Here is a 22,016-nt window from a genome sequence, read left to right as displayed (position 1 = left end):
TCATGCCGGCACATCCAGATATTGCAGCACCAGTCCCTGCGACAGCAGGCTCCAGCCATCCAGCACCACGAACAGGATGAGCTTGATCGGCGCGGAGATCGTCACCGGGCTCATCATCATCATGCCCAGTGCGAGCAGGATGCTGGAGACGATCAGGTCCACCACGATGAAGGGCAGATACAGGTAGAAGCCCATCAGGAAGGCATCCTTCAGCTCACTCAGTGCGTAGGCAGGCAGCAGCGCGAACAGCGAGCGGTCTTCGGCTGCCGTGTCCGCAGCAGGCACGTCTGCGCCATCGGTTACCTGGGCGCGCTCGAAGAATCGCAGCAGTTCAGGATCGGCGTGACGTGCCAGGTAGGCGCGATACTCTCCCAGGCTGCTGTCGAGGAAATCGGCGGTCTCCTGCACCGTATTCAAGGGCTGTTCGAGCTCCTGATACGCGGACTGCACTGAACTGACAATCGGGTGCATGACATAGAACGCCAGGATCAACGACAACGCGTTGATCACCATGTTGGAAGGCACCTGCTGCAGACCCAGCGCATTGCGGATCAGCGTGAACACCACGCTGAACTTGATGTAGCACGTTCCCACCGCGACCACGAAGGGCAGCACCGCGGCGGCGGCCAGTATCGCGATCAACGACACATCGTTGTTGATGTGCATGACGCTCATGTCAGTCTCGGAACCTGCGCAAGCTGTACGCCCAGCTGATCACCCACCTGCACCAGCGCACCGGTGGCGATGCGGTGCCCGTTGTGCACCAGCGCGACCTGCTGGCTTGCCTGCTGAGGCAAGGGCACCACGCTCCCCTCGCGAAGGCCGGCCAGCTCACCCAGGGGCAGGGTGAGGCGGCATAGCTGGACATGCAGCTCCAGCGGCAGGTCATTCAGACCCTTCATATCCAGCAGCGGATCGTCAGCGTGCAGGCCCGGGTCGGGCACGTCGAGGTCAGGGTCGAAGGGAGAGTGGACGATGGTCACGGTGAAAGCATCCGTATCAAGGGTGAAGTCGAACAGCGGGCAGGTGCCGCGCCATGCGCGAAGGACCGGCGCGGGAATCAGCACGATGTCGCCGGACCGCAATCGACGCAGTCGGCGCGGGGTGATGCTGAGTTCGCCGAGCTGCAGGCGGATGGGCACCTTCAGACCGACCGGGAGGGGTAACGGCTGACGCGCGGCGGGAAGTGGACCGGTCAGCGATTCAATCCAGACATCCCCTTCGGCAGCCAACACGCGGGGCAACGGTCCCGATGCCAGGCCCTGGTTGTCCGGAGGCAGCGGACGCGCGGTGGCGTAGTCGAGAACGGCATCGACGAACTCCAACGGGCGGGCCACCGCGGTCAGTCCGGCCAGAACCTGCGGCGCCATGGCAGACCAGTCGAAACCACCAAGGCCAGGAAGGTGCACGGCCGCCCACGCGTTTGCTTCGACACGGCACGTCATGCGCAGCGCACCGGAGGTCAGCTGGAATCGCAGGCAGGGCGTCGCCGGCGGCTGGCTGGCGACGCTGTGTACGCCACTGAGATGCAGTGACTGCAGCAGGGTCTGGACGTGCAGCGCCTGTGGATCGACCACGGCCAGCGAAGGAAACCGCTGGCTCATTCCTCATCCTCCGGCAGGCGAGGCACGTTGCCACGCTTTTCCCGATCATCGTGGGCGTCATCCGCGCGATGGATCTCTACCGTGCCTGGCACGCCGCCATCGCGGGCAGTCAGCGCGCCGTCTACTGCGCGCTGGGCGGCGTCACTGCTGCTGCGCAGCGTGATGGCCGCCGGTGCGGTGCCCGGCACTGCCGTCGGCATCCACGTTGCGGTGACCTGGTGACCTGGCCCCCAGCTGCTGAAAGGTACGGTGACGCTGACCGGACGGTGCAGGGTGGGCAGCTCCTTCAGCTCAGCTATCGATCTGAACGCGGTGCCAGGGGTCCGCGTGCGGGGGGCTGCGTGCGCTGACACGGTGGATTCCCGCGCAGTGGACAACGTGTCTACCAACGACGTGAGCGGCAATGCCGGGCTGCGTGCATCGGCTGGCTCGCGCAGGCGGTGGTCCACCGTTGGGGGCGCACCCGTCTCAGCCACGTCCGGTGACAGTGCTGCAGGTGCGGGGACGGGTGCTGCGACGATGCGTTGTGCGGAGGGTTCCCCGATGACAGGCGGGGCATCTGGCAAACGCTGCGGGCGTGCCGATCCGTCGGACGGTCGCGTCGGCGCGTCGGCAACCGGAGAGGGCAACGGGGATGGAGATGGAGACGGCGTATCAGGGAGGCCGGACGTGACGACACCCACCGGCTGGGCTGTGTCAGCACGCCTGCCCCGCATGGTGTCGTCCCGCACCGGGCCGGCTGCTGTGCCCTTGGGCATGCGCAGGGGAAGTTCGCCGCGCTGTTTTTCCCCCTGCTGCGGGGGTATGGAAGAGAGCATCCCTTCGAGCGTGGTGGACACCACCGTTCCGACAGTGCAGGGGGCGGATCGTGGACTCAAGCCATCCGGCAGTCGTCTTGCCTGCGTGCTGGCCAGGAAGAGATTGCCGTCTGCTGTGATGGAATCAGCGGGCGTATCTTCGGCTACCGGCTCCATGCCGTCGTCGTCACGACTCGTGCGTTCCTCATCGTCAGGCCCGGAGACGACGGTTTGCTCGCGGATACGACGCAGCAGCGGCACGACGGAGGTATCCGGTGCGGAGCGGTCAAGGTGATCAGGAGCGCGCGGAGAATTCAGCGCGGGGAGCGGCGTCGACATGCGATTTCATCCAGTGTCTGAGTGTGAAGACGGCTCTCGCGGAGCCGGTTGGTCGCTCGGCGCTGCTGCGCATGCCAGTGCTCCAGCTTTTTCTGCTTCCGGTGCTGCAGCGCAGCCCGTTCGCGCTGCACGCGCTCTGCGGCGTCGCAGCGCGTGGCGTCGGCCTCCATGTCGCCGGCGGCGTGGCCTGTCTCCAGTGCATGGGCCCTCGCTACCGCGAGCACCCGCAGGCGATCAAACAACAGGCTGCGGGTCAGACCGTCTTCCGGCTGCAGGGTCGCCAGATGCAGGGTCTGCTCGGCGGATGCACGGAGCGCGGCGGCTTCTTCGCGACGTTGTGCCGCCGCTCGCTGCTGCGCCTGCGCCGACAACAATGCGAGCTGGCGCTGCGCCTGCTTGAGCTTGGTCAACCGCAAGCCACGCGCGTCAGCGGGCGAGTTCATGCAGGGCTCCCAGCGTGTGCGGCAGTGCGCTTCGTTCATGCTGACCCTGGCGCAGGAAGGCATGCAGTGCGGCTTCGCTGGCGACCGCCCTGTCATACACGGCGCTGACACCCGGCGTGTACTCGCCCAGGTCGCGCATCAGCTGCAGGTCGTCCAGCGTCCCCAGCAGGCCGCGTACACGCCCGGCCGCCTGCTGGTGCGCAGGGTCGGCCAACGTGCCGAACAGGCGGCTGCCACTGCGCAGCACATCCAGTGCAGGCAGGTGACCCCGTCCGGCCAGCTGACTGCTGAGATACAGGTGTCCGTCCAGCAGCGATTTGACCTCTTCACCAATCGGGTCGGCGTCCTGCTCGTCTTCCAGCAGCACCGTATAGAACGCCGTGATGCTTCCCTGCTCGGTGCGCCCGCTGCGTTCCAGCAGGCGCGGCAACGCCTCGAAGACCGAGGCCGGGAAGCCACGGCGTGCCGGCGGCTCGCCTGCACCCAGCGCAAGTTCCCGCAATGCGCGTGCGTAGCGGGTCACCGAGTCCATCACCAGCAGCACGCGGGCGCCCTGTTCGCGGAAGTGCTCGGCGATGGTGGTGGCAATCAGCGGTGCCTGGCTGCGAAGCGCCGGCGCGGTGTCTGATGTCGCCTGCACGACCACGGTACGTGCGGCCTGCGGGGAACGACGCAGCCGCTCCACCAGCGTCGCCACTTCGCGGCCGCGTTCGCCGACCAGTGCGATGACACTGATATCGACGTCGGCATTGTCCAGCAGCATCTCGGCCAGCGTGGTCTTGCCTGCCCCTGCGCCAGCGAAGATGCCGACGCGCTGCCCCTCGCCACAGGTCAGCAGGCCGTCGATCGCCCGAACGCCGGTGCACAGGGGAGTGTCGATCGACCGGCGTTGGCGGTAGTCGACCGCAGCTCGGTTGATCCGGCGTGTCATCGCATGCGACAGCACCGGCGCCGAGAAGCGTTCGACCTCGTTGCCCTCGCCGTCGAGGACGCTGCCCAGCACGTGATCGGACAAGGTCAGCATCGGGCCACGCCCCGTCGGCATCACCAGGCACTGCGCGGACAATCCCGCGCTGTCGCGCAGCAGGCCGATGGAGGCCATCCCATGCTCGACGGCCACGACGGTGCCCAGGCCGGCGCAGGAATCATCCTGCGCACTGCTCTGCAGTCGGCAGAGCTCACCGATCGCCACCTGCGGCAACGGCGCGCGCAGCATGGACCCGATGATCGCCGCAGGATGTGCGGCGGGGCGCCAGGGTGACCGGAGCAGCGTCATCGGATGGCCTGCATCCGCGCCAGGCATTCGTGGAAGTCCTGCAACGCCTCGGCCAACCGCGACGGCTCGATCACGTACTCGGGGTGCAGCATGCCACCTACCCGCCCATCTGCGCGGAGCACCATCGCACCGGCGTCCCAATGCCCTACCGGGCGGATCACCTCGGCCAACAGCGGCTCGGCCAGTACGCTGCGTGCCTGTTCACTGACCTCCTCGATCATGCCCCATAACCAGACCTGCTCGCCGTCACGGGGGTCGAGGTAGATATCGCCGACGTCATCGAAAGACATGACGATGGTGGAGTGATCGTCGAACTGATAGTCGCCGGAGTTGGCGCCAAGCTGGTCAAGTGCCTGGCAGAGGGTTTCTTTGAGGGTCATAGTGATCTCACGACATCAAGGGAGACGGCATCGGATACTTCCGAGAACGACAGGACCGAGAGACCCGGTAGCCGGTTCTCGACGAAACGCTTCACGAAACGGCGCACGTCGGGTGCCACCAGCAGCACCGCCTCGGGGCGGTTGGCCAGCAGGGGCTCGAAGACGATCGCGATGCGATCCAGCAGCTGTTCGGACTGTGCGGGGTCCAGATTGAGGAATGCGGCGCCCTGGCTCTGGCGGATGCCTGCACGCACCAGCTGTTCGGTGTCCGGTGCCAGCAGTACGGCCGCGATGCGGTCGTCGCGCGCGTGCTGCGATGAGATGTAGCGCGCCAGTCCGCCGCGCACATGCTCGACCAGCAGGATCACATCCTTCTCGCGCTGGCCCCACTGCGCGAGGGTCTCCAGGATGATCTTCATGTTGCGGATCGACACCCCTTCGCGCTGAAGGCGTTGCAGCACCTCCGACACGCGCTGGACTGGGATGTGGCGGTGCACTTCCTTCAACAGCTCGGGGAAGCGTTGCTCGGTTTCGTCCAGCAGATGCTTGGTCTCCTGGATGCCAAACAGTTCGCCGATGTTGCGCATAAGGGCGTCATGCACCAGCAGCTGCAGCTCTTCCTGATCGGTACGCGTGCCCATGCCCATGCTCTGCAGGTGTCCCTGCATGCTGGCGGGCATCCAGCACTGTGGCGGGCCACCTCCAAGCGCAGGCAGTGCGATGCCGTTGTCCAGCATCGTCAGTTCGTCGCTGTCGGCGAGCACGCGGACATGGTCGAGCACGATGTCGGCGCTCGCTGCCGTGATCTCGTTGATCATGACGACGACACGGTGCGCGCCGCCGTCGTGCTCACGCATCAACATGTAAGGCAGCTGCATGCCGGCACGCAGATGCAGGCGGTCACGCAGCGTGGCCTCCACGCCTGCCTTGCTCCACGTGGCGTAATGGGCGGGAGGCAACAACAGCAGCAGCGGCACGGTCTCGTTGACCTGCTTGCCGTCGTGACCCAGCTGCTTCTGTGCGCCCGGGGCGGCCGGCCGGCCGTCCTGGCCGATCGCGCGCCCGGCGGCATCGACCTCGCCGGTGCCTGCGGCCGCTTCCTCCCGTGTGCGCCACGCTGCCAGCGCGAACAGGCCTGCCGCCAGGGTCAGGAAGATGATCAGCGGGAACCCGGGCAGCAAGCCGAGCAGCAGCAGCAGGGTGCCGGCGATGACCAGCACCTTCTGGCTGCTGAAGAGTTCCTTGATGATGCTGGCACCGAGGTTGCCCTCGTCGCCGCCGACGCGGGTCACCACGAAGCCGGCACTGATGCAGATCAGCAGGGCTGGGATCTGTGCGACCAGGCCATCACCGATGGTCAGCAGGGTGAACACCTTCAGCGCTTCCTGGAAGCCCATCCCGTGCTGCAGCATGCCGACGGCAATGCCACCGAACAGGTTCACGAAGACGATGACGATGCCGGCGATGGCGTCGCCCTTCACGAACTTCATCGCGCCATCATAGGAACCGTAGAGCTGGCTTTCCTTTTCGACTTCGCGGCGGCGCAGCTTTGCGCCAGCCGCATCGATGGACTCGGCGCGCAGATCGGCGTCGATGCCCATCTGCTTGCCGGGCATGCCGTCGAGCGAGAACCGTGCCACCACTTCACCAATGCGCTCGGAGCCTTTGGTGATGACGATGAACTGCACGATGGTGACGATGGCGAAGATGACGAAACCGACCACCAGATTGTCGGCCACCACGAACTCACCGAAGGCCGACACGATATGACCGGCATCGGCGTCCACCAGGATCAAGCGGCTGGTGCTGACCGACAAGGCAAGCCGCATCAGCGTCGTGAACAGCAGTACCGACGGGAACGTGGAGAAATTGAGGATGCGCTCGACGTAGAACGAGCTGAGGAAGATCACGATCGCGATCAGCAGGTTGACGCCGATCAGAAGGTCCACGAGGAACGTGGGCAACGGAACGATCAACATGCCGATGATCACCGCCATCAGCACGACCAGCGCCAGCTCGGGTCGCAGCAGGGTCCGTGCCACCTGGCGCAGGCCGTTGGCCGGATGTTGCAGCGCGGCCATCAGACGGCCACCCAGTGGCGGCTGCCGTTACGCTGCTGTTCCCGCTTCAGCGCGGCCGACAGCAGATCCTCCACCTCATCCAGTGCTCGCACCTGCTGTTCAGGGGCATACCAGAGGCCATGCGGCACGGATTTCAGAAAGCGCCGCAGCCCCTGCGCGAGGCGCACCTTTTCTTCGCTATCCAGCACCCCGGCCACCTGCACGAAGACGGCATCGAACATCGGCTGCAGCCCGCCGCCGTTGCGGATCATGCCGAACAGGGCGATCAGCAGGTCGGGCTGGGTCACCCCTATCCGCGGCATCATGGCGGCGTCCCAACAACAGGCCAGCAGCAGGTGATCAGCCGAACGCAGGGTGGTGATCTGCCGCACGCGTTGCAGCAGCTGGCCGAACTCCACCCGCGAGCAGGACGGATCCAGCGCATACATGTCCGCCGCCATGGCATGTTCGATGAAGTCCACCACGCGGCTGCGGCGTTCAAACCCGTACAGCGCGATCCATTCCTCGTAGCTGTCCAGCGGCTCGCCGTATGCCAGGAACTCCCGGTAGGTCTGCCGAAGCTGCACAGGCGTGGCCGCCAAGGGTCTCGCATGCAGACGCGCCTTCAGCGCGACGTTCAGGCCGGCACGGACCGCACGCCCCTGTGCGTCCCGTCCTCCCAACAGTTCCTGCTCCAGCTCGGCCAGTACCTGCGCGAGGTCTTCCAGCTCCTGGCTGGAGCGCAGCGTGCGCAGGGCCGCCACCGCATCGCTCGGATCGGCGAACAGCTTCATCAGCAGGGCGCGCAGTGCGGCCACGTCCACCGAAGCGAGCTGGCGCACCTGCAGGCGCAGCGCGGCCAGCTTCTCGGGGCCTTCCGGATCCAGCACATGGTCCAGCCATGCCTGCGCGTGCGCCGATGCCTCTTCGGCATCACGGGTGCGGTTCCGTCGCATGCTGGACACCAGACCGGCCAGATCATCGTTCATCGCCAGCGCCTGATGCAGCGCACTCGCCTGCCGCAGATCGCTGCGGCGTGCGGCCGTCGTCGATGAAGCAGGCTCCTCCTCGATCATCGGCGCTGCCACAGGCAACTGCCGAGCACGCGGCGGCAAGGCAGGGGCGCGCACGGCGCCCACGTCAATCTGTGCCATGCAGAGCCTCCCGCACGCTGCCGCGGACACGCTCGAGATGCGCCGGCAGGGGCAGTGCAAGATCATCAAGGGCGTTGAATCCGGCGCCAGGCAGCAGATCATCCGGTGTCCGCACCCGAGGCTGGATCAGAAACACTCTGACCAACTCCTGATGGCGATCACTGCGGTGTCGGAACGCATTACCCAGGAACGGAATACGGCCCAGACCGGGTATCGCCGTACGATCCCGCGCCTGCTCGTGGCGTGTGTAGCCGCCCACCAGCAGGCTGAGGTGGTGCGGAACCCGGGCCACCGTATCGATCGTGGTGCGATTGATCACCGGCAGTCCTTCAACCTCCTTGCCACTGGAGGTGCCGTCTTCGATCTTCAGCTGCATTTCCACTTCGTCGTCCGCGGACACGCGTGGCAGCACGCTGATCAACGTGCCGTAGGTCACGGCTTCCAGCGAGGCGGCGCGCTCGGACTGCAGGCGCGCATAGAAGGTGCTGTTGCTGTCGAAATGGGCGAGCACGTTCTCCTGGGTCAGCAGCACGGGGCGTGACACCACGCTGGCGTGCCCGCGCTCGGACAAGGCAGTCACCGAGGCAAGGAAGCGCTCGCCATCGAGGGTGGACGTGGCGCCGTTGAAGCCCAGGCCCAGACGACCGCCCAGACCCACCTGGCCGCTCCACTTCACGCCCAGCGCGTCCAGCTGTTTCTTCTGGACGTCGATGATCCACAGCGAAAGCTCTACCTGCTTGCGCGGCAGATCCAGCTCGGCAACCAGCTGCTTCACCTTCTGGATGCCGGACAGTGTGCCGCGCACGATCAGACTGTTGGTTTCCGGGTAGGCGACCACGATGGTCGGCGGCGACGCGCCGCCGGCAGACGCGCGCGTTGCGCTGCGCCGTGCGTCACCTTCCACGGCCACGCCCTGTCGCGTGGCCACGGCGGCGTCGCTGCTCGGATCCTCGACCAGCGCGTCGGGCTCGGGTCGTCGCACGATGATGTTGCTGACACCGGAGTCGGTCAGCACGCTGGCCAGCACTTCGGCCATGCCGGGCAGCGTGGTATCCCAGCTGCGCATGCCATACCGCCGTCCCTGCGCGAAGCTGTTGCGCAGCGTGATCACTTCCACATGTTCAGCACGTGCATCGGCCCCCCGATACAGCTCGTCGAGGTAGCGTGCTGCATTGAGGACGATCTCCACATACACCGGCGAGCCGGATACGTAGAACGTCCCGTCGCCCGCTGCACCACGCAGTGCATGCCGGGTGTCGGCGAGACGGGTACGACGCAGGAAATCTTCCAGCACCGCCAGCGACGCATGTTGCATGTGCCCCACGGCGTTGCGGGTTTCGCTGGCGTCGTGCACGTACAGGGTCTGGCCGTCGCTGTACCAGATCAGCCCGACGTCGCGTGCGATCTGGTCGAGCAGTGCACGCGGCTCGGTCAGGTTGAAGCTGCCTTGGATACGCTTTTTCTGTGCCCTGGAACTGACGATCACCGGCACCTTCATCTGCGCGGCCACCGACTGCAGCAACAGGCTGACGCCGTCGCCACGCGACACGAAGGTGGTGTCCGCGGAGAGCTCGCCGCGATGGCGGATAGGGGTGTTTTCCAATGGAATGTCCGCGGTTGTCTGCGACTGGGCAGACAGCGGCGTCAGCAGCGTGCTGGTCACCAACAGGGCGAACAGGGACAGGGTGCGGCAGGTAGGGTTCACAGGGAATGGACTGACTGGTAGATGGAGCGCGGCGACCTGCCGAGCAGGGATTTGATCTCGCTGCAGAAGTGCGAAGGCGAGGAAAAGCCGAAGTCGGAAGAGAGCCGGGTGAAGGTCTGCCCGGTATCGGCATAGCGATACAGCACACGTCCCGCGCGTAGCAGGCGCAGCTGTTCTTTCAGTGAGCGGTCGAACGCTTTTCGACCGATGCGGCGGAACTGCGCCACCGACAATCCATAACGGTCTGCCAGCTGCTGTACGCCAAGATCCGGGTGCTCCAGTACGAAGCGCACCAGCTGGTACGGTTCGCATACGGCCCATGCCGAAGCGACCTGGGCGACGTTCTGGTCACCGCTCAGCAGGTGTTCCATCAGCCAGTCGCGGGCGACGGCCGCATCGCGCAGGTCACGCGCGGTCGACAGCAGGGCCGGCTGACGCCTGTCCTGCGGCAGCGGACGCTGCACGTCCATGCCGTGGTCATGGAACGCCAACAGGCGGCTGAGGCCACTGCACACGGGATGCGGTTTCCACCCCGTGCCCCCCAAGGTCAGGGGCCGATTACCCGCACACACCAGCAGCGTGTTGCCGGCGGGCAGCAGGTGTAGCTGGCGGGCGGCCGCGGAGCTGGCTCCGATACGGACGTGGGCCGGCTCGTTGCCGGCGACGAGCAGCACGGACTCGTGGCGCGGCAGCAGCTGCAGGAAGGCCGATGAAGGGCTGCGAGATGCTTGGGGAGGGGAGGCAGTAAGCGGCATGACGCTGATGGTGTTGCGTCAGCGCGTGTCGGGCTATGAGCCGAATTGCGATTTTTCTTACAGATTGCAGCGAGGCGTGACAGGCATCTCCTGTCACGCCCCCTGATAGTGCGCTGCGCCCAACAGTGGTGGCGCGTGTTTACAGCTGTGCGAGCGATGCCACCGCATCGAACCGGTCGGCAAGCCGCTTCAGCAGGGCCAGGCGGTTGCCGCGTACCGCCAGATCATCGGCATTGACCATTACCTGGTCGAAGAACGCATCCACCTGCGGCCGCAGGCGCGCCAGGCGCTCCAGCACGCGGATGTAGTCCTTCTGCTGCAGGCTCGCACCGGTATCGTCGATGGCGGCGGCGACGGCTTCGGCCAGCGCGCGTTCGGCATCCTCCTGCAACAGCGCGGGATCGATCTGGCCGGGAATGTCGATGTCGGCCTTGCGCAGGATGTTGCCGATGCGCTTGTTGGCTGCAGCGAGCGCCGGGGCTTCCGGCAGCGACGCAAACGTGCCGATCGCGTCGATGCGACGATCAAAGTCGTACAGCGATGCCGGCTTCAGCTCGGCCACGGCATTGAAGTGCGCAGCGGGCACGCCCTTGTCCGCGTAGTAGCCACGCAGGCGTTCGAGGATGAAGTCGTACAGTTCACCGATATCGGCCTGCACGTTGCGCGGGGCCAGGGCGGCGTTGGCCTGCGTCAGCAGCGCGCGCAGGTCCAGCTCGAACCCGCTTTCGATGATGGTACGGGCCATGCCGAGCGCGTTGCGGCGCAGGGCGAAGGGGTCCTTGTTGCCGGTCGGCTTCAGGCCCGCGGCAAAGCCACCGGCCAGGGTATCCAGCCGCTCCGCGATGGCCAGTACCTTGCCCAGTGCGGACAACGCGATGTCGTCGCCACCGAACCGCGGCTGGTAGGCCTCGTCGATGGCCAACGCGACGTCGGGCGACTCGCCGCCCGTCACCGCATAATGCCGGCCTGCGATGCCCTGCAGCTCCGGGAACTCATTGACCATGCGCGACTGCAGATCGTTCTTGGCCAGCTGCGCCGCACGCTTTGCCAGCACCGGGTCGGCACCGACCTGCGGCGCGATGGCTTCGGCGAGCGCGACGACGCGTGTGACCTTGTCCGCCACGCTGCCAAGCTTGGCCTGGTAGGTCACGGTCTTCAGGCCGTCACCCATGGATTCCAGCCCCTGCTTCAGGTCTTCGTCGAAGAAGAACTTGGCATCGGCGAAACGCGGACGGATCACCCGCTCATAGCCCTTGGCGACTTCGGCCACGTCCTTGGACTCGATGTTGGCGATGCCGATGAACTTCTCGGTCAACTTGCCGCCATCGTCCAGCACGGGGAAGAACTTCTGGTTGATCTCCATCGTCTCGATCAGCGCTTCCTGCGGTACCGCCAGGAACGCGCGTTCGAAGCTGCACAGCACGGCCGACGGCCACTCCACCAGGTTGACCACCTGGCCGAGGTTGTCATCGGTGATGCGGGCGCTGCCACCCGCTTCGGCGGCTGCCGCCTGCACCTGGGCGACGATGCGCTCGCGACGCTCCTGCGGGTCCACGAGCACGAAGGCCGAACGCAGCGATTCCACGTAATCCTGCGGCTGCGTCAGCCACACGGTCTTGTCGTGGTGGAAACGGTGGCCGCGGCTCATGCGGTCTGCCTTCAGGCCGAACAGCTCGGCGTCGACGATGTCCGCACCGTGCAACAGCACCAGCCAGTGCACGGGGCGGGCGAAGCCCCATGCATGGTCGCCCCAGCGCATCGGCTTGGGGATGGGCATGGCCGCTATGGCCTCGCGCAGCACCTCCGGCAACAGCTCGGCGGTACGCGCGCCCGGCTTCACCGCGCGGTGGACGAAGCGCTCACCCTTGGCATCGCTGGTCTTTTCCAGCGCGGTCCAATCGATGCCCGCCTTGGCGGCAAATCCCTGCAGGGCCTTGGTCGGCTGGCCGTCTGCGTCCAGTGCGATGTTCAGGTACGGGCCCAGCACCTCGCTGCGCTGTTCGGGCTGCTCGGTGCCCACGCCCGGCAACAGCACGGCCAGCCGGCGCGGGGTCGACAGGGGGCGCGCATCGCCGAGGTCGAGCTCGACGCCGCGCTTGCGCAGGCCGTCGACGATGCCGTCGAAGAAGGCCTGCGCCAGGCCCGGCAGGGCCTTGACCGGCAGTTCTTCGGTGCCCAGTTCGATCAGCAGGGGAGACAGATGGCTCATCGGTTCAATCCAGTTGGGGGCGCAGCGCGCGACGCGGCCGGCGCCCGGGTGTTCGGGAAGATACGGGGCTCAGGCCTGCGCTTTCGCGCCGGGGAAGCCCAGCTTTTCGCGCTGCTCGTAATAGGCCTGGGCCACGCCCTGGGCCAGCGCGCGCACCCGCAGGATGTAGCGCTGGCGCTCGGTCACGCTGATCGCTCGGCGTGCATCGAGCAGGTTGAAGGCGTGGCTGGCCTTGGTCACCTGTTCATAGGCAGGCAGCGGCAGGCCCAGTTCGACCAGCTTCTTCGCCTCGCGCTCGCAGGCATCGAAGCGGTGGAACATTTCTTCCACGTCGGCGTGTTCGAAGTTGTACGTGCTCTGTTCCACTTCGTTCTGGTGGTAGACATCGCCGTAGGTCACCGGCGTGCCGTCCGGACCGTAGGTCCACACCAGGTCGTAGACGTTGTCGCAGTTCTGCAGGTACATGCACAGGCGCTCGAGACCGTAGGTGATCTCGCCCAGCACCGGCCGGCACTCCAGTCCACCGGCCTGCTGGAAATAGGTGAACTGGGTCACCTCCATGCCGTTGAGCCACACTTCCCAGCCCAGGCCCCAGGCGCCGAGGGTCGGCGATTCCCAGTTGTCCTCGACGAAGCGCAGGTCATGCACCAGCGGGTCGATGCCCAGCGCCTTCAACGAATCCAGATACAGCTGCTGGATGTTGTCCGGTGCCGGCTTCATCGCCACCTGGTACTGGTAATAGCGCTGCAGACGATTGGGGTTCTCGCCGTAACGGCCGTCGGTCGGACGGCGCGACGGCTGCACGTACGCGGCATTCCAGGTTTCCGGACCGATCGCACGCAGGAAGGTCGCCGGGTGGAACGTACCGGCGCCCACTTCCAGGTCGAGCGGCTGGATCAGCACGCAGCCCTGCTGCGCCCAGAACTGGTTGAGGGTCTGGATCAGACCCTGGAAGGTGATCGGAACGGTCGTGGTCGCGGACATGCGGACGATTCTTGGCCTGCGAAAGGGGTGCGCTAGTATAACGAGCGACCACCGCCGGGCGCTGGACGCCGTCAGGCCCCTGGCGGCGGCGGTTTTCAACGCAACAGGCGGTCCACAAGGAACCTGGTCGATGGAGCAGCACCCGAACATGTCCTCCCCCGGCAGTGCCATGCCATTGCCGCAGGGCCGTCTGGTGTTCGAGCAGGTGGCCGCGGCACTGGTTGCCGATGGCCTGATCGCGCCACAGGACCTGGATCGTGTCCGCTTCTCCGCACAGGGCGCCAAGAACGCCAGCGACGTGCATCCGCTGGTGCTGCTGGCCAACCTGAAGCTGTCGGCCACGGGCGGCGGCGAGCTGGGACTGGAGCGGCTCACCGATTGGCTGGCCAAGCGCACTGGTACCCGTTACCTGCGCATCGATCCGACGCGGGTGGATGTGGCCAGCGTGACCTCGCTGGTATCGCATGCGTATGCACGCCGACACCGCTTCCTGCCGCTGGCGGTGGACAGCGAGCGGGTACTGGTGGGCACCAGCGAGCCGCTGGCGCAGGAATGGCGCCGCGACCTGCAGCATCTCAGCCGTCGCACGATCGAACTGGCCGTAGTCAATCCGCTGGACCTGCATCGCTACACGATGGAGTTCTATGGCGTGACCCGCTCGGTGCGGGGTGCGCGCGGCGACGTCCGTTCGGAAACCAGCAGCACCCTGCCCAGCTTCGAGCAGCTGGTGGAACTGGGGCGTGCCGGCGACGTCAATGCCGACGACCAGCACATCGTGCACATCGTCGATTGGCTGCTGCAGTACGCCTACGAGCAGCGCGCATCGGACATCCACCTGGAGCCACGCCGGGACATGGGGCGCATGCGCTTCCGGATCGACGGCGTGCTGCACAAAGTGTTCGAGGTCCCACCCGCGGTGATGACCGCTGTGGTCAGCCGGATCAAGGTGCTGGGCCGGATGGACCTGGGCGAGCGCAGGCGGCCGCAGGATGGCCGCATCAAGACCCGCTCCCCCGGCGGGCGTGAGGTGGAAATGCGTATTTCCACCATGCCCACGGCGTTCGGCGAAAAGTGCGTGATGCGCATCTTCGACCCGGATGCGGCGTTCAAGAGCATCGACCAGCTGGGCTTCAGTCCGCAGGAAGCCGCCGGCTGGAACACGCTGGTCGAGCAGCCACACGGCATCGTGCTGGTGACTGGCCCTACCGGCTCCGGCAAGACGACCACGCTGTATTCCACGCTGAAGCGCCTGGCTACGCCGGACGTCAACGTGTGCACCGTGGAGGACCCGATCGAGATGATCGCCCCCGAGTTCAACCAGATGCAGGTGCAGACCAACATCGACCTGGATTTCGCCAGCGGCGTGCGCACCCTGCTGCGGCAGGACCCGGACATCATCATGATCGGCGAAATCCGCGATCTGGAAACCGCGCAGATGGCCGTGCAGGCCTCGCTCACCGGCCACCTGGTGCTGTCCACGCTGCATACCAACGACGCGCCCTCGGCGATCACCCGCCTGCTCGACCTGGGGGTGCCGCATTACCTGCTGGCCTCCACCCTCAACGGCATCCTCGCCCAGCGCCTGGTGCGGACGCTGTGCCCCCACTGCAAGGTGCCGCAGGTGCTGGAAGCCGCCGATTGGGCGGTGCTGGCTGATGGCCAGATGGCATATCCAGATGCCGCAACGCCGTACCGTCCGGTCGGTTGCCTGGAGTGCCGGCGCACCGGTTTCCTCGGCCGCATCGGGCTGTATGAGTTGCTGCCATTGGGTTCGCGGCTGCGTGGACGGATCCGCGCCGACATGGATCTGGCCGCTTTTTCGCGTGAAGCGCGCGGTGCCGGACTACGCACCTTGCGTCAGGCAGGCCTTGAAAAGGTGGCCCTGGGGCTGACTACAATCGAGGAAGTCCTGTCTGTCGTCCCTGCCGCCGATGAATCCACTGCCCTTCCTGATCATTGAGACCGGCCGCCCCCTGGCGGCGCTGCGTCGCTATGGGCGCTTTCCGCACTGGATCCGCGTCGCCGCAGGTCTGGAAGAGCGCGAGACGCGGGTAGTCGACGCCGAGCACGGTGATGCGCTGCCGGATGTGCGCGACTACGCCGGTGTGCTGGTGACCGGGTCGGCCGCCTACGTCACCGACCGCGCCGAATGGAGCGAGCGCAGCGCGACGTGGCTGCGCCATGCCGTCCACGGCGGGACCCCGGTGTTCGGCATCTGCTATGGGCACCAGTTGCTGGCGCATGCGCTCGGGGGCGAAGTGGACTACAACCCGGCCGGCCGCGAATCCGGCACCATCGAACTGTCCCTGGATCCGGCCGCCGGCGACGATCCGCTGTTTTCCGGGCTGCCTGCGTGCTTCCCGGCGCACGCCACGCACATGCAGACGGTGCTGCGCGCCCCCGATGGGGCCGCCGTGCTGGCCCGCTCCAAGCTGGATGCCTGCCATGCCTTCCGCTGGGGCGACAGCGCGTGGGGCGTGCAGTTCCATCCCGAGTTTGCCACCCACCACATGCGCGGCTACGTCCGCGCCCGCGCGCAATGCATCACCCAGCACGGTGGCTGCGCGCGCAGCATCGAGCGCGCGGTCAGTGCCGCACCGCTGGCGCGCCAGCTGTTGCGCCGTTTCGTGCGCCAGGCCCGCCACGCTTCAGGTCACGCCGTCATAAAACAGGGATAATCGGCTGACGCAGGGCGATGCCCTGCACCTCCCCCTGTATTTCGGATTCGTATGAGCGAGATTCGCAAGCTTCCGGCATCCGCCGGTGCGGAATGGCTGATGTCCGGCTTCACCCTGCTGCGCAAGGCGCCGGTGGGCTTGGGCACGCTGGGCGTGATCTGGGCGCTGGCCGCCCTGTTGGTGACGGCGCTGGCGACGATGGTGCCGGTGCTCGCACTGCCGGCGCAGCTGGTGATGGCGCTGGCTGGCCCGTTGATTTTCGGTGGCCTGGTCTGGGCGGTACGCGAGGTCGACCAGGGACGGCCGGCGCTGCCCGCGCACCTGCTGCAGGGCCTGCACGAGGGTCGCGCGCCGCAGCTGCTGGTGTCGCTGCTGCCCCAGCTGGTGGCCGGGCTGGTGCTCGGCATCCTGCTGCTGCTGCTCATCGGCAGCTCGGGGCTGGGCCAGCTGAGCGAGGTGATGACCAAACTCAACGAGCTCAGCCAATCCGGCGGCCAGCCCAGTCCGGCGGAAATGGAGGCTTTGGCTGCCAGCCTGCCGGCGGGGAGGATCCTGCTGTGGCTGCTGTGCGTGCTGGTGGTGTTCATCGGCGTCGCATTGGCACTGTTCACGCTGTCGCCGCAGGTGATGTTCGAGCACCGCAACGGTCTGCAGGCACTGCGCCTGAGCCTGCGCGCCTGCGCGCACAACCTGCTGCCGATGCTGGTGTTCTTCCTGCTCGCCTTCGTGGCGGTGTTCGCCGTGTACTTTCTGGTGATGATCGTGGCGATGATCGCCCAGTTGGTCGGCGGCGCGATGCTGGCGCTGTTCGCGGCCCAACTGCTGCTGATGGGCGTGGTGATGCCGGTGTTCGCCGGTGCCGTCTACAGCGCGTGGAAGCAGATGTCCGGGACGGAAGGCGAGCCGCCGGCGTTGCCCGACAGCGGCCCCACCAACGTATTCCACGCCTGATATCCCATTACTGGATTTGATGGGCCGTGTGCTCGCCGAGCGTGGCTCGGCGCTACACCAGCCCGCTAGCGCCACGCCACGTCCGGCGGGCGCAGCGGATCAGTTGCTGGTCTGCTTGGTGCTGGACGGTACCAGCCATCGCGACGCATGGATGCCCAGCTCGTAGAGCAGGCACATCGGAATCGCCAGCATCAGCTGCGACACCACGTCGGGGGGAGTCAGGATGGCGGCCAGGACGAAGATGCCGACTACTGCATAGCCGCGGCCTTCCTTGAACTGCGCCGGGCTCACCCATCCCAGCAACACCAGGATCACCATCGCCACCGGCAGTTCGAAGCTGCCACCGAAGGCGAAGAAGATGGCCAGCACGAAATCCAGGTAGGCGTTCGCGTCCGGCGTAATGGCGATCACGTCCGGTCGGAATGTGGTGAGGAAGTGGAACACCGCCGGCAGCACGAGGAAGTAGGCGAACGCGCAACCGATGTAGAACAGCAGCACCGACGAGGCGAGGATGGGGACGGCCAGTCGTTTTTCGCGTGCGTACAGACCGGGAGCAACGAACGCCCACAGCTGATACAGCAGCCACGGCATCGCCACGAACAGGGCGACAAAGAAGGTCAGTTTCAACGGGGCGAAGAAGGCACCGGCCGGGTTGATGGCGATCATCGACTGCCCGTTGGGCAGCTGGGAGATCAGCGGCTCAGCGACGTAGGTGTAGAGCGTGCGCGAGAACGGCAACAGGCCCAGCAGCACCACACCCAGTCCCAGCAGCGCCCGTACCAGACGCGCACGCAACTCCACCAGGTGTTCCACCAGCGAACTCTCGCCGAACTCATGCTCGCTCATGGCGTGCTCTCCGGACGTCGTGCATCACCGGTAACGTCGTTGGGATCGGGGCGGGCAGGCGAGGCGACGGCGGGCACATCGGTCACCCGGGCCGGATCAGGATTGATCGCAGCGTCCGCCTCCGGCATCGCCGGAGGTACGGATTGCGCAGCCGTACTCAAGGTTTCACTCAACTTTTCGGTGCTGTGGATCTCGTCGGCGAGCGTGCGGCCCTGCGCATCCACGTCCTGCACGTGTCGGCGTGCAGCTTCGCCGCTGGCACGCAGCTCGCTCTCGGTATCCTGCATCGACTGACGCACATCCTGCATCTGCCGTTTGATGTCTTCTGCCTGCAGCTCGCGCTCGAGCTCCTGCTTCACCGAATCCCACTGATTGCGCGCACGGCGCACCCACAGCCCGGCAAAACGTGCCGCTTTCGGCAACCGCTCGGGGCCAAGCACCACCAATGCCACGATCGCAATGACCAGCAGCTCGCTGAAACCGATATCAAACACCGCTCCGCCTCCGGATCAACGCGGGTCGCGGTCGCGCTCGTCCTGCACCGTGCTGCTGCGCGAGGCATCCTGACGCGACTCATCACCCAGCTGCGCGCCGGGCTTGTCTTCGTCGCGCATGCCCTTCTTGAATTCCTTGACCGCCGAGCCGAGGTCCTTGGCGCCGCTGGTCAGCCGTTTGGTGCCAAACACCAACAGGACCACGGCCAGCACGATCAACCAGTGCCAAATGCTGAAACTGCCCATGACATGCTCGCAATTGTTTTTCAGTAATCAGGACCCCGAGCATAGCGCACCGACCGGGGGCCGGTGCGCATGCTGGAAGTCAGTTGCCGTCGAGCGACTCGGTACGGATCTCGCCTTCGGTCACCGGCTGGAAGCCCTGCTGCGGCGGCGGCGCGGCCGGAACGTTCTGCATCGGCACGGTTGTCGCTTCCGCCGCTGGCGGTGGCGTTACCTGGGGTGCGGTCTGCACCGCCGGTGCGGCGCTGCGCGGTGCGGGCGCAGTCGCACTGGTGCCGCGGTTGTTGCGTGCTGAATAGGTCGCTTCTTCGAGGCGATCCCTGAATGCCACCACGTCCATCGAAGGCGCGCCGGCGGCACGCCCTTCGAAGATCATCCGCGGCGTCGTGCCACTGCCGTAGGCGTCAAGGTTGGCAGCATCGTCGATCTGCAGCACCGCACCGTCCAATGCGACGCCGGCGAACAGACCGCGCGCACGCGACCACGACCAGATCTCTGCCTTCAGCTGACCATCGGTCGCGGCGGCCGCATTGCGGCCCACCGGACCGGCCGCGATTCCGGCGTCGGCACCGAGGGTAAACTTGCCATTGACCAGATTCTCCAGGCTGCGGTCGTTGCGGAACACAAGCACCACGTCAGACGACTGCACACCCGCCTGGAAGCCGATGCTGCCGCCGGTCAGTTTGATGAAGACCGGATTGGACCAGCTGCCATCCGGCGATTTGACCGACATCAGGCCATGGCCGCGACGACCACCGATCACCAGACCCGCCTTGATGGTGTCAGGAATGACGATGACCGCGCGGCCCTCATCCAGGAGCTTGTCCGGGATGCCCTGCTCGGGCATGCCCTGGATCTCGGCCAGCACGCGCACCGCGTTGCGGGCACGCTGGTCTTCCTGGGGTCCGGCCAGCGCAGCCTGGCTGGTCAACAGCAGGCCGGCGGTCACCAGCAGAGTAAGGCGAAAACGAGGCATGTCGGACTCCGTATCAGTTCACGAAGAAGATATAGCAAGTTGTTGAAACTAGGCGCCCGGAAATGAATCTGTTCTGAGCAGGGTCGGTCTCCGATTCAGCTCGTTGATTGCAGTCCGAGAGCAGTCTCATCCCTCCCGCAGACCGTATAGGCGACAATAGCTGATGCTCGACGCTCCCGATTCCGCCGTGCTTGCGGTCAACCTAGGCACCCCCGAAGCGCCCACCGCGCCTGCGGTCCGGCGTTACCTCGCCGAATTCCTGTCAGACCGACGCGTGGTCGCGATCCCGGGCATTTTCTGGAAGCCCTTGCTGTACGGGGTGATCCTTCCCTTGCGCGGCCCCCGTTCGGCGGAAAAGTATGCGCAGGTCTGGCTGAAAGACGGCTCCCCGCTGATGGTGCACACGCGGAACCTCGCGCTCGCCATGCAGCAGCTGATGCCGGGGCGCCGCGTTCGGCATGCGATGCGCTATGGGTCCCCTGCGCTGGGTGCTGAACTGGACGCCGCCAAGGCAGCCGGTATCCGCCGTGTGACCGTCCTTCCGTTGTACCCACAGTATTCGACCACCACCACGGCCTCGGTCGAGGACCTGGTGGACACATGGCGCCGCCGCAATCCGGACGTGCAGGTCACGCTGATCAAGGAGTATCCGGTCCACCCCGCGTGGGTGGCTGCGGTAGCCGGGTCCATCCGCCAGTGGTGGCAGCAGAACGGGCGTGGGCAGATGCTGATGTTCTCGTTCCATGGCATCCCGCAACGCGTCGCCAATGCGGGGGATCCGTATCCCCGTCAATGCGAGGCAAGCGCGGCCGCCATCGCCGAGGCGCTGGGCTTGTCTGCAGACGAATGGCAGATGGGCTATCAGTCGCGGTTCGGCAGCGAAAAATGGCTGCAGCCGTATGCCGAGCCGAGCCTGTGGGCGCTCGCCGAACGAGGCGTGAAACAGATCGACGTCGTCTGCCCGGGTTTCGCCACCGATTGCCTGGAGACGCTGGAGGAAGTGGCGCTCGGATTCGGCCGTACCTTGGCCGAACGTGGCGCCGAGATGCGCTACATTCCCTGCCTCAACGATGACCCCGCGCACGCTGCGGCCTTGGCAGAGCTGGCGGAGGACACCTTGCGGTGAGCGTGGAGCCGTTTACCCTCGACCTTGGCGGTCAGACGGCGAGCGGACTGCGTCGAGCGGGCGAGGGGACGCGCGTGCTGGCGCTGCATGGCTGGCTGGACAATGCGGCCAGCTTCGTCCCGCTGCTTGCTCATCTGCCAGGACGGGACATTGCCCTGCTGGACCTGCCCGGACACGGGCACAGCAGCCACCTGCCCCAGGGGGCCAGCTACACCACGCCGGCGGCGATCTGCCACGTGCTGGATGTGGCCGATGCGTTGGGCTGGGACACGTTTACGCTGCTCGGTCATTCCATGGGAGCCGGGATCGCGAGCTTGACGGCAGCCGTTTCCGAGCGCGTCGAGCGGCTGATTGCGATCGAGGCGCTGGGTGGCCTGCGCGGACCGGAGGAAGAAACCGCCCAACGGCTGCGCGATCACGTCCAGGCCAGTCGCCATGGCAGCGGCCGCCCACTCCGCGTGTTTCCCACGATGGCGGCCCCCATCCGCGCCCGGATGATGGCCAACCAGCTGAGCGAAGCCAACGCCCGCCTTCTGGTGGAACGGGGCGTGCGTGAGGTGCCGGGGGGGTATAGCTGGCGCAGTGATCAGCGCTTGATGCTGCCCACCGCGCTACGACTTACCGAAGGCCAGATCGACAACCTGCTGCAGGCGATCGCCTGCCCCGTGCAGGTGATCTATGCCACGCCGGCGCAATCCTATTATCCAGAGCCTCTGCGCAGTGAGCGACTGAAGCACCTGCGGCAAGGCCAACTGGCCCTGCTGCCCGGAACGCATCACGTGCACATGGAGCGGCCTGCGGATGTCGCCGCTATTATCTCTGCCTTCATGGGATGAAACCGCGTTTGCGGTAGCGCCGAGCCACGCTCGGCGAGCGCAGCGGCAGGACGTCGACGGCTGGCGGCCGTTACCCCCCATTTCGAGCATAAAAAAAACCCCGTTGCGTGAGCAACGGGGTTTTCGGGGTATAAACCCTGGCGATGACCTACTCTCGCAT

Annotated in this window: 21 protein-coding genes; 5 read left to right on the top strand and 16 right to left on the bottom strand. The window is 66.1% G+C overall.

Translation table 11 applies throughout. The features are described from left to right. The 12 genes from IFT58_RS14070 to glyQ all read right to left on the bottom strand — a co-directional run bounded on the left by IFT58_RS14070 (position 1) and on the right by glyQ (position 13,706). Positions 1-675, bottom strand: a complete 675-nt coding sequence (locus IFT58_RS14070; RefSeq protein WP_274603068.1) for an EscR/YscR/HrcR family type III secretion system export apparatus protein — start codon at positions 673-675, stop codon at positions 1-3. Beyond that, positions 672-1,604, bottom strand: coding sequence for a FliM/FliN family flagellar motor switch protein (locus tag IFT58_RS14065; protein WP_192095607.1), 933 nt, complete (start codon positions 1,602-1,604; stop codon positions 672-674). The genes IFT58_RS14070 and IFT58_RS14065 overlap by 4 nt, the downstream gene beginning before the upstream one ends. Then, positions 1,601-2,053: a hypothetical protein gene (locus IFT58_RS14060; protein WP_192082777.1), complete on the bottom strand. Its 453-nt coding sequence runs from the start codon at positions 2,051-2,053 to the stop codon at positions 1,601-1,603. The genes IFT58_RS14065 and IFT58_RS14060 overlap by 4 nt, the downstream gene beginning before the upstream one ends. A 662-nt stretch (positions 2,054-2,715) precedes the next feature. Continuing rightward, positions 2,716-3,183, bottom strand: coding sequence for a hypothetical protein (locus IFT58_RS14055; RefSeq protein WP_192095603.1), 468 nt, complete (start codon positions 3,181-3,183; stop codon positions 2,716-2,718). After that, positions 3,167-4,459 (bottom strand): FliI/YscN family ATPase, encoded by a 1,293-nt coding sequence (locus IFT58_RS14050; protein ID WP_192095601.1) that lies wholly within the window; start codon positions 4,457-4,459, stop codon positions 3,167-3,169. Before IFT58_RS14050 ends, IFT58_RS14055 begins: the two co-directional genes overlap by 17 nt. Next, the gene (locus IFT58_RS14045; protein WP_192082780.1) at positions 4,456-4,839 is read right to left on the bottom strand and encodes a hypothetical protein; all 384 of its coding nucleotides are present in this window, start codon (positions 4,837-4,839) and stop codon (positions 4,456-4,458) included. The genes IFT58_RS14050 and IFT58_RS14045 overlap by 4 nt, the downstream gene beginning before the upstream one ends. After that, a complete protein-coding gene (locus IFT58_RS14040) occupies positions 4,836-6,920 on the bottom strand; it encodes an EscV/YscV/HrcV family type III secretion system export apparatus protein (protein ID WP_192095599.1) in 2,085 nt (694 codons plus the stop codon). The genes IFT58_RS14045 and IFT58_RS14040 overlap by 4 nt, the downstream gene beginning before the upstream one ends. Then, entirely contained in the window at positions 6,920-8,053 is a 1,134-nt protein-coding gene (gene sctW / locus IFT58_RS14035; protein ID WP_192095597.1) for a type III secretion system gatekeeper subunit SctW, read from the bottom strand. Before sctW ends, IFT58_RS14040 begins: the two co-directional genes overlap by 1 nt. Continuing rightward, the gene (sctC, locus tag IFT58_RS18830; RefSeq protein WP_192095595.1) at positions 8,040-9,758 is read right to left on the bottom strand and encodes a type III secretion system outer membrane ring subunit SctC; all 1,719 of its coding nucleotides are present in this window, start codon (positions 9,756-9,758) and stop codon (positions 8,040-8,042) included. The genes sctW and sctC overlap by 14 nt, the downstream gene beginning before the upstream one ends. Beyond that, positions 9,755-10,513: a helix-turn-helix domain-containing protein gene (locus IFT58_RS14025; protein WP_192082784.1), complete on the bottom strand. Its 759-nt coding sequence runs from the start codon at positions 10,511-10,513 to the stop codon at positions 9,755-9,757. Before IFT58_RS14025 ends, sctC begins: the two co-directional genes overlap by 4 nt. Before the next feature lie 139 nt (positions 10,514-10,652). Continuing rightward, positions 10,653-12,722, bottom strand: coding sequence for a glycine--tRNA ligase subunit beta (gene glyS / locus IFT58_RS14020; RefSeq protein ID WP_192082785.1), 2,070 nt, complete (start codon positions 12,720-12,722; stop codon positions 10,653-10,655). A gap of 69 nt (positions 12,723-12,791) precedes the next feature. Then, on the bottom strand, positions 12,792-13,706 hold the full coding sequence (gene glyQ, locus IFT58_RS14015; RefSeq protein ID WP_188325493.1) for a glycine--tRNA ligase subunit alpha: 915 nt from the start codon (positions 13,704-13,706) through the stop codon (positions 12,792-12,794). Between the two features lie 130 nt (positions 13,707-13,836). Here glyQ and IFT58_RS14010 point away from each other — a divergent pair, with 130 nt between their 5' ends. Genes IFT58_RS14010 through IFT58_RS14000 form a run of 3 tightly spaced genes read left to right on the top strand, consistent with a single transcriptional unit; the run spans position 13,837 to position 17,335 of the window. Further along, positions 13,837-15,666, top strand: coding sequence for a GspE/PulE family protein (locus IFT58_RS14010; protein ID WP_192082786.1), 1,830 nt, complete (start codon positions 13,837-13,839; stop codon positions 15,664-15,666). After that, on the top strand, positions 15,638-16,384 hold the full coding sequence (locus IFT58_RS14005; RefSeq protein ID WP_192095593.1) for a glutamine amidotransferase: 747 nt from the start codon (positions 15,638-15,640) through the stop codon (positions 16,382-16,384). The genes IFT58_RS14010 and IFT58_RS14005 overlap by 29 nt, the downstream gene beginning before the upstream one ends. Positions 16,385-16,435: 51 nt before the next feature. After that, entirely contained in the window at positions 16,436-17,335 is a 900-nt protein-coding gene (locus tag IFT58_RS14000) for a BPSS1780 family membrane protein (RefSeq protein WP_192095591.1), read from the top strand. Positions 17,336-17,434: 99 nt separating this feature from the next. Here IFT58_RS14000 and tatC read toward each other — a convergent pair whose 3' ends face one another. From tatC to IFT58_RS13980, 4 genes are all read right to left on the bottom strand, one after another. After that, complete coding sequence (tatC, locus tag IFT58_RS13995; protein WP_188325497.1) at positions 17,435-18,181, bottom strand: twin-arginine translocase subunit TatC; 747 nt, start codon at positions 18,179-18,181, stop codon at positions 17,435-17,437. Next, entirely contained in the window at positions 18,178-18,675 is a 498-nt protein-coding gene (tatB, locus tag IFT58_RS18825; protein WP_342029565.1) for a Sec-independent protein translocase protein TatB, read from the bottom strand. Before tatB ends, tatC begins: the two co-directional genes overlap by 4 nt. 15 nt (positions 18,676-18,690) lie before the next feature. Beyond that, on the bottom strand, positions 18,691-18,921 hold the full coding sequence (gene tatA / locus IFT58_RS13985; protein WP_188325498.1) for a Sec-independent protein translocase subunit TatA: 231 nt from the start codon (positions 18,919-18,921) through the stop codon (positions 18,691-18,693). A gap of 79 nt (positions 18,922-19,000) precedes the next feature. Beyond that, positions 19,001-19,894, bottom strand: a complete 894-nt coding sequence (locus IFT58_RS13980) for a YSC84-related protein (RefSeq protein ID WP_192082788.1) — start codon at positions 19,892-19,894, stop codon at positions 19,001-19,003. 163 nt (positions 19,895-20,057) lie between these two features. On the opposite strand from IFT58_RS13980, the gene hemH reads away from it, so the two are divergent. Together hemH and IFT58_RS13970 are read left to right on the top strand one after the other, a co-directional pair. Further along, positions 20,058-21,020, top strand: coding sequence for a ferrochelatase (gene hemH, locus IFT58_RS13975; RefSeq protein WP_192082789.1), 963 nt, complete (start codon positions 20,058-20,060; stop codon positions 21,018-21,020). Between the two features lie 47 nt (positions 21,021-21,067). Then, the gene (locus tag IFT58_RS13970; RefSeq protein ID WP_197974638.1) at positions 21,068-21,856 is read left to right on the top strand and encodes an alpha/beta hydrolase; all 789 of its coding nucleotides are present in this window, start codon (positions 21,068-21,070) and stop codon (positions 21,854-21,856) included. Positions 21,857-22,016: the final 160 nt, after the last annotated feature.

Source organism: Stenotrophomonas sp. CFBP 13718, from assembly GCF_014842145.1.
Lineage (GTDB): Bacteria > Pseudomonadota > Gammaproteobacteria > Xanthomonadales > Xanthomonadaceae > Stenotrophomonas.
The sequence above is the reverse complement of the archived record's forward strand: the minus strand, read 5'-3'. Positions and strand labels throughout refer to the sequence as shown.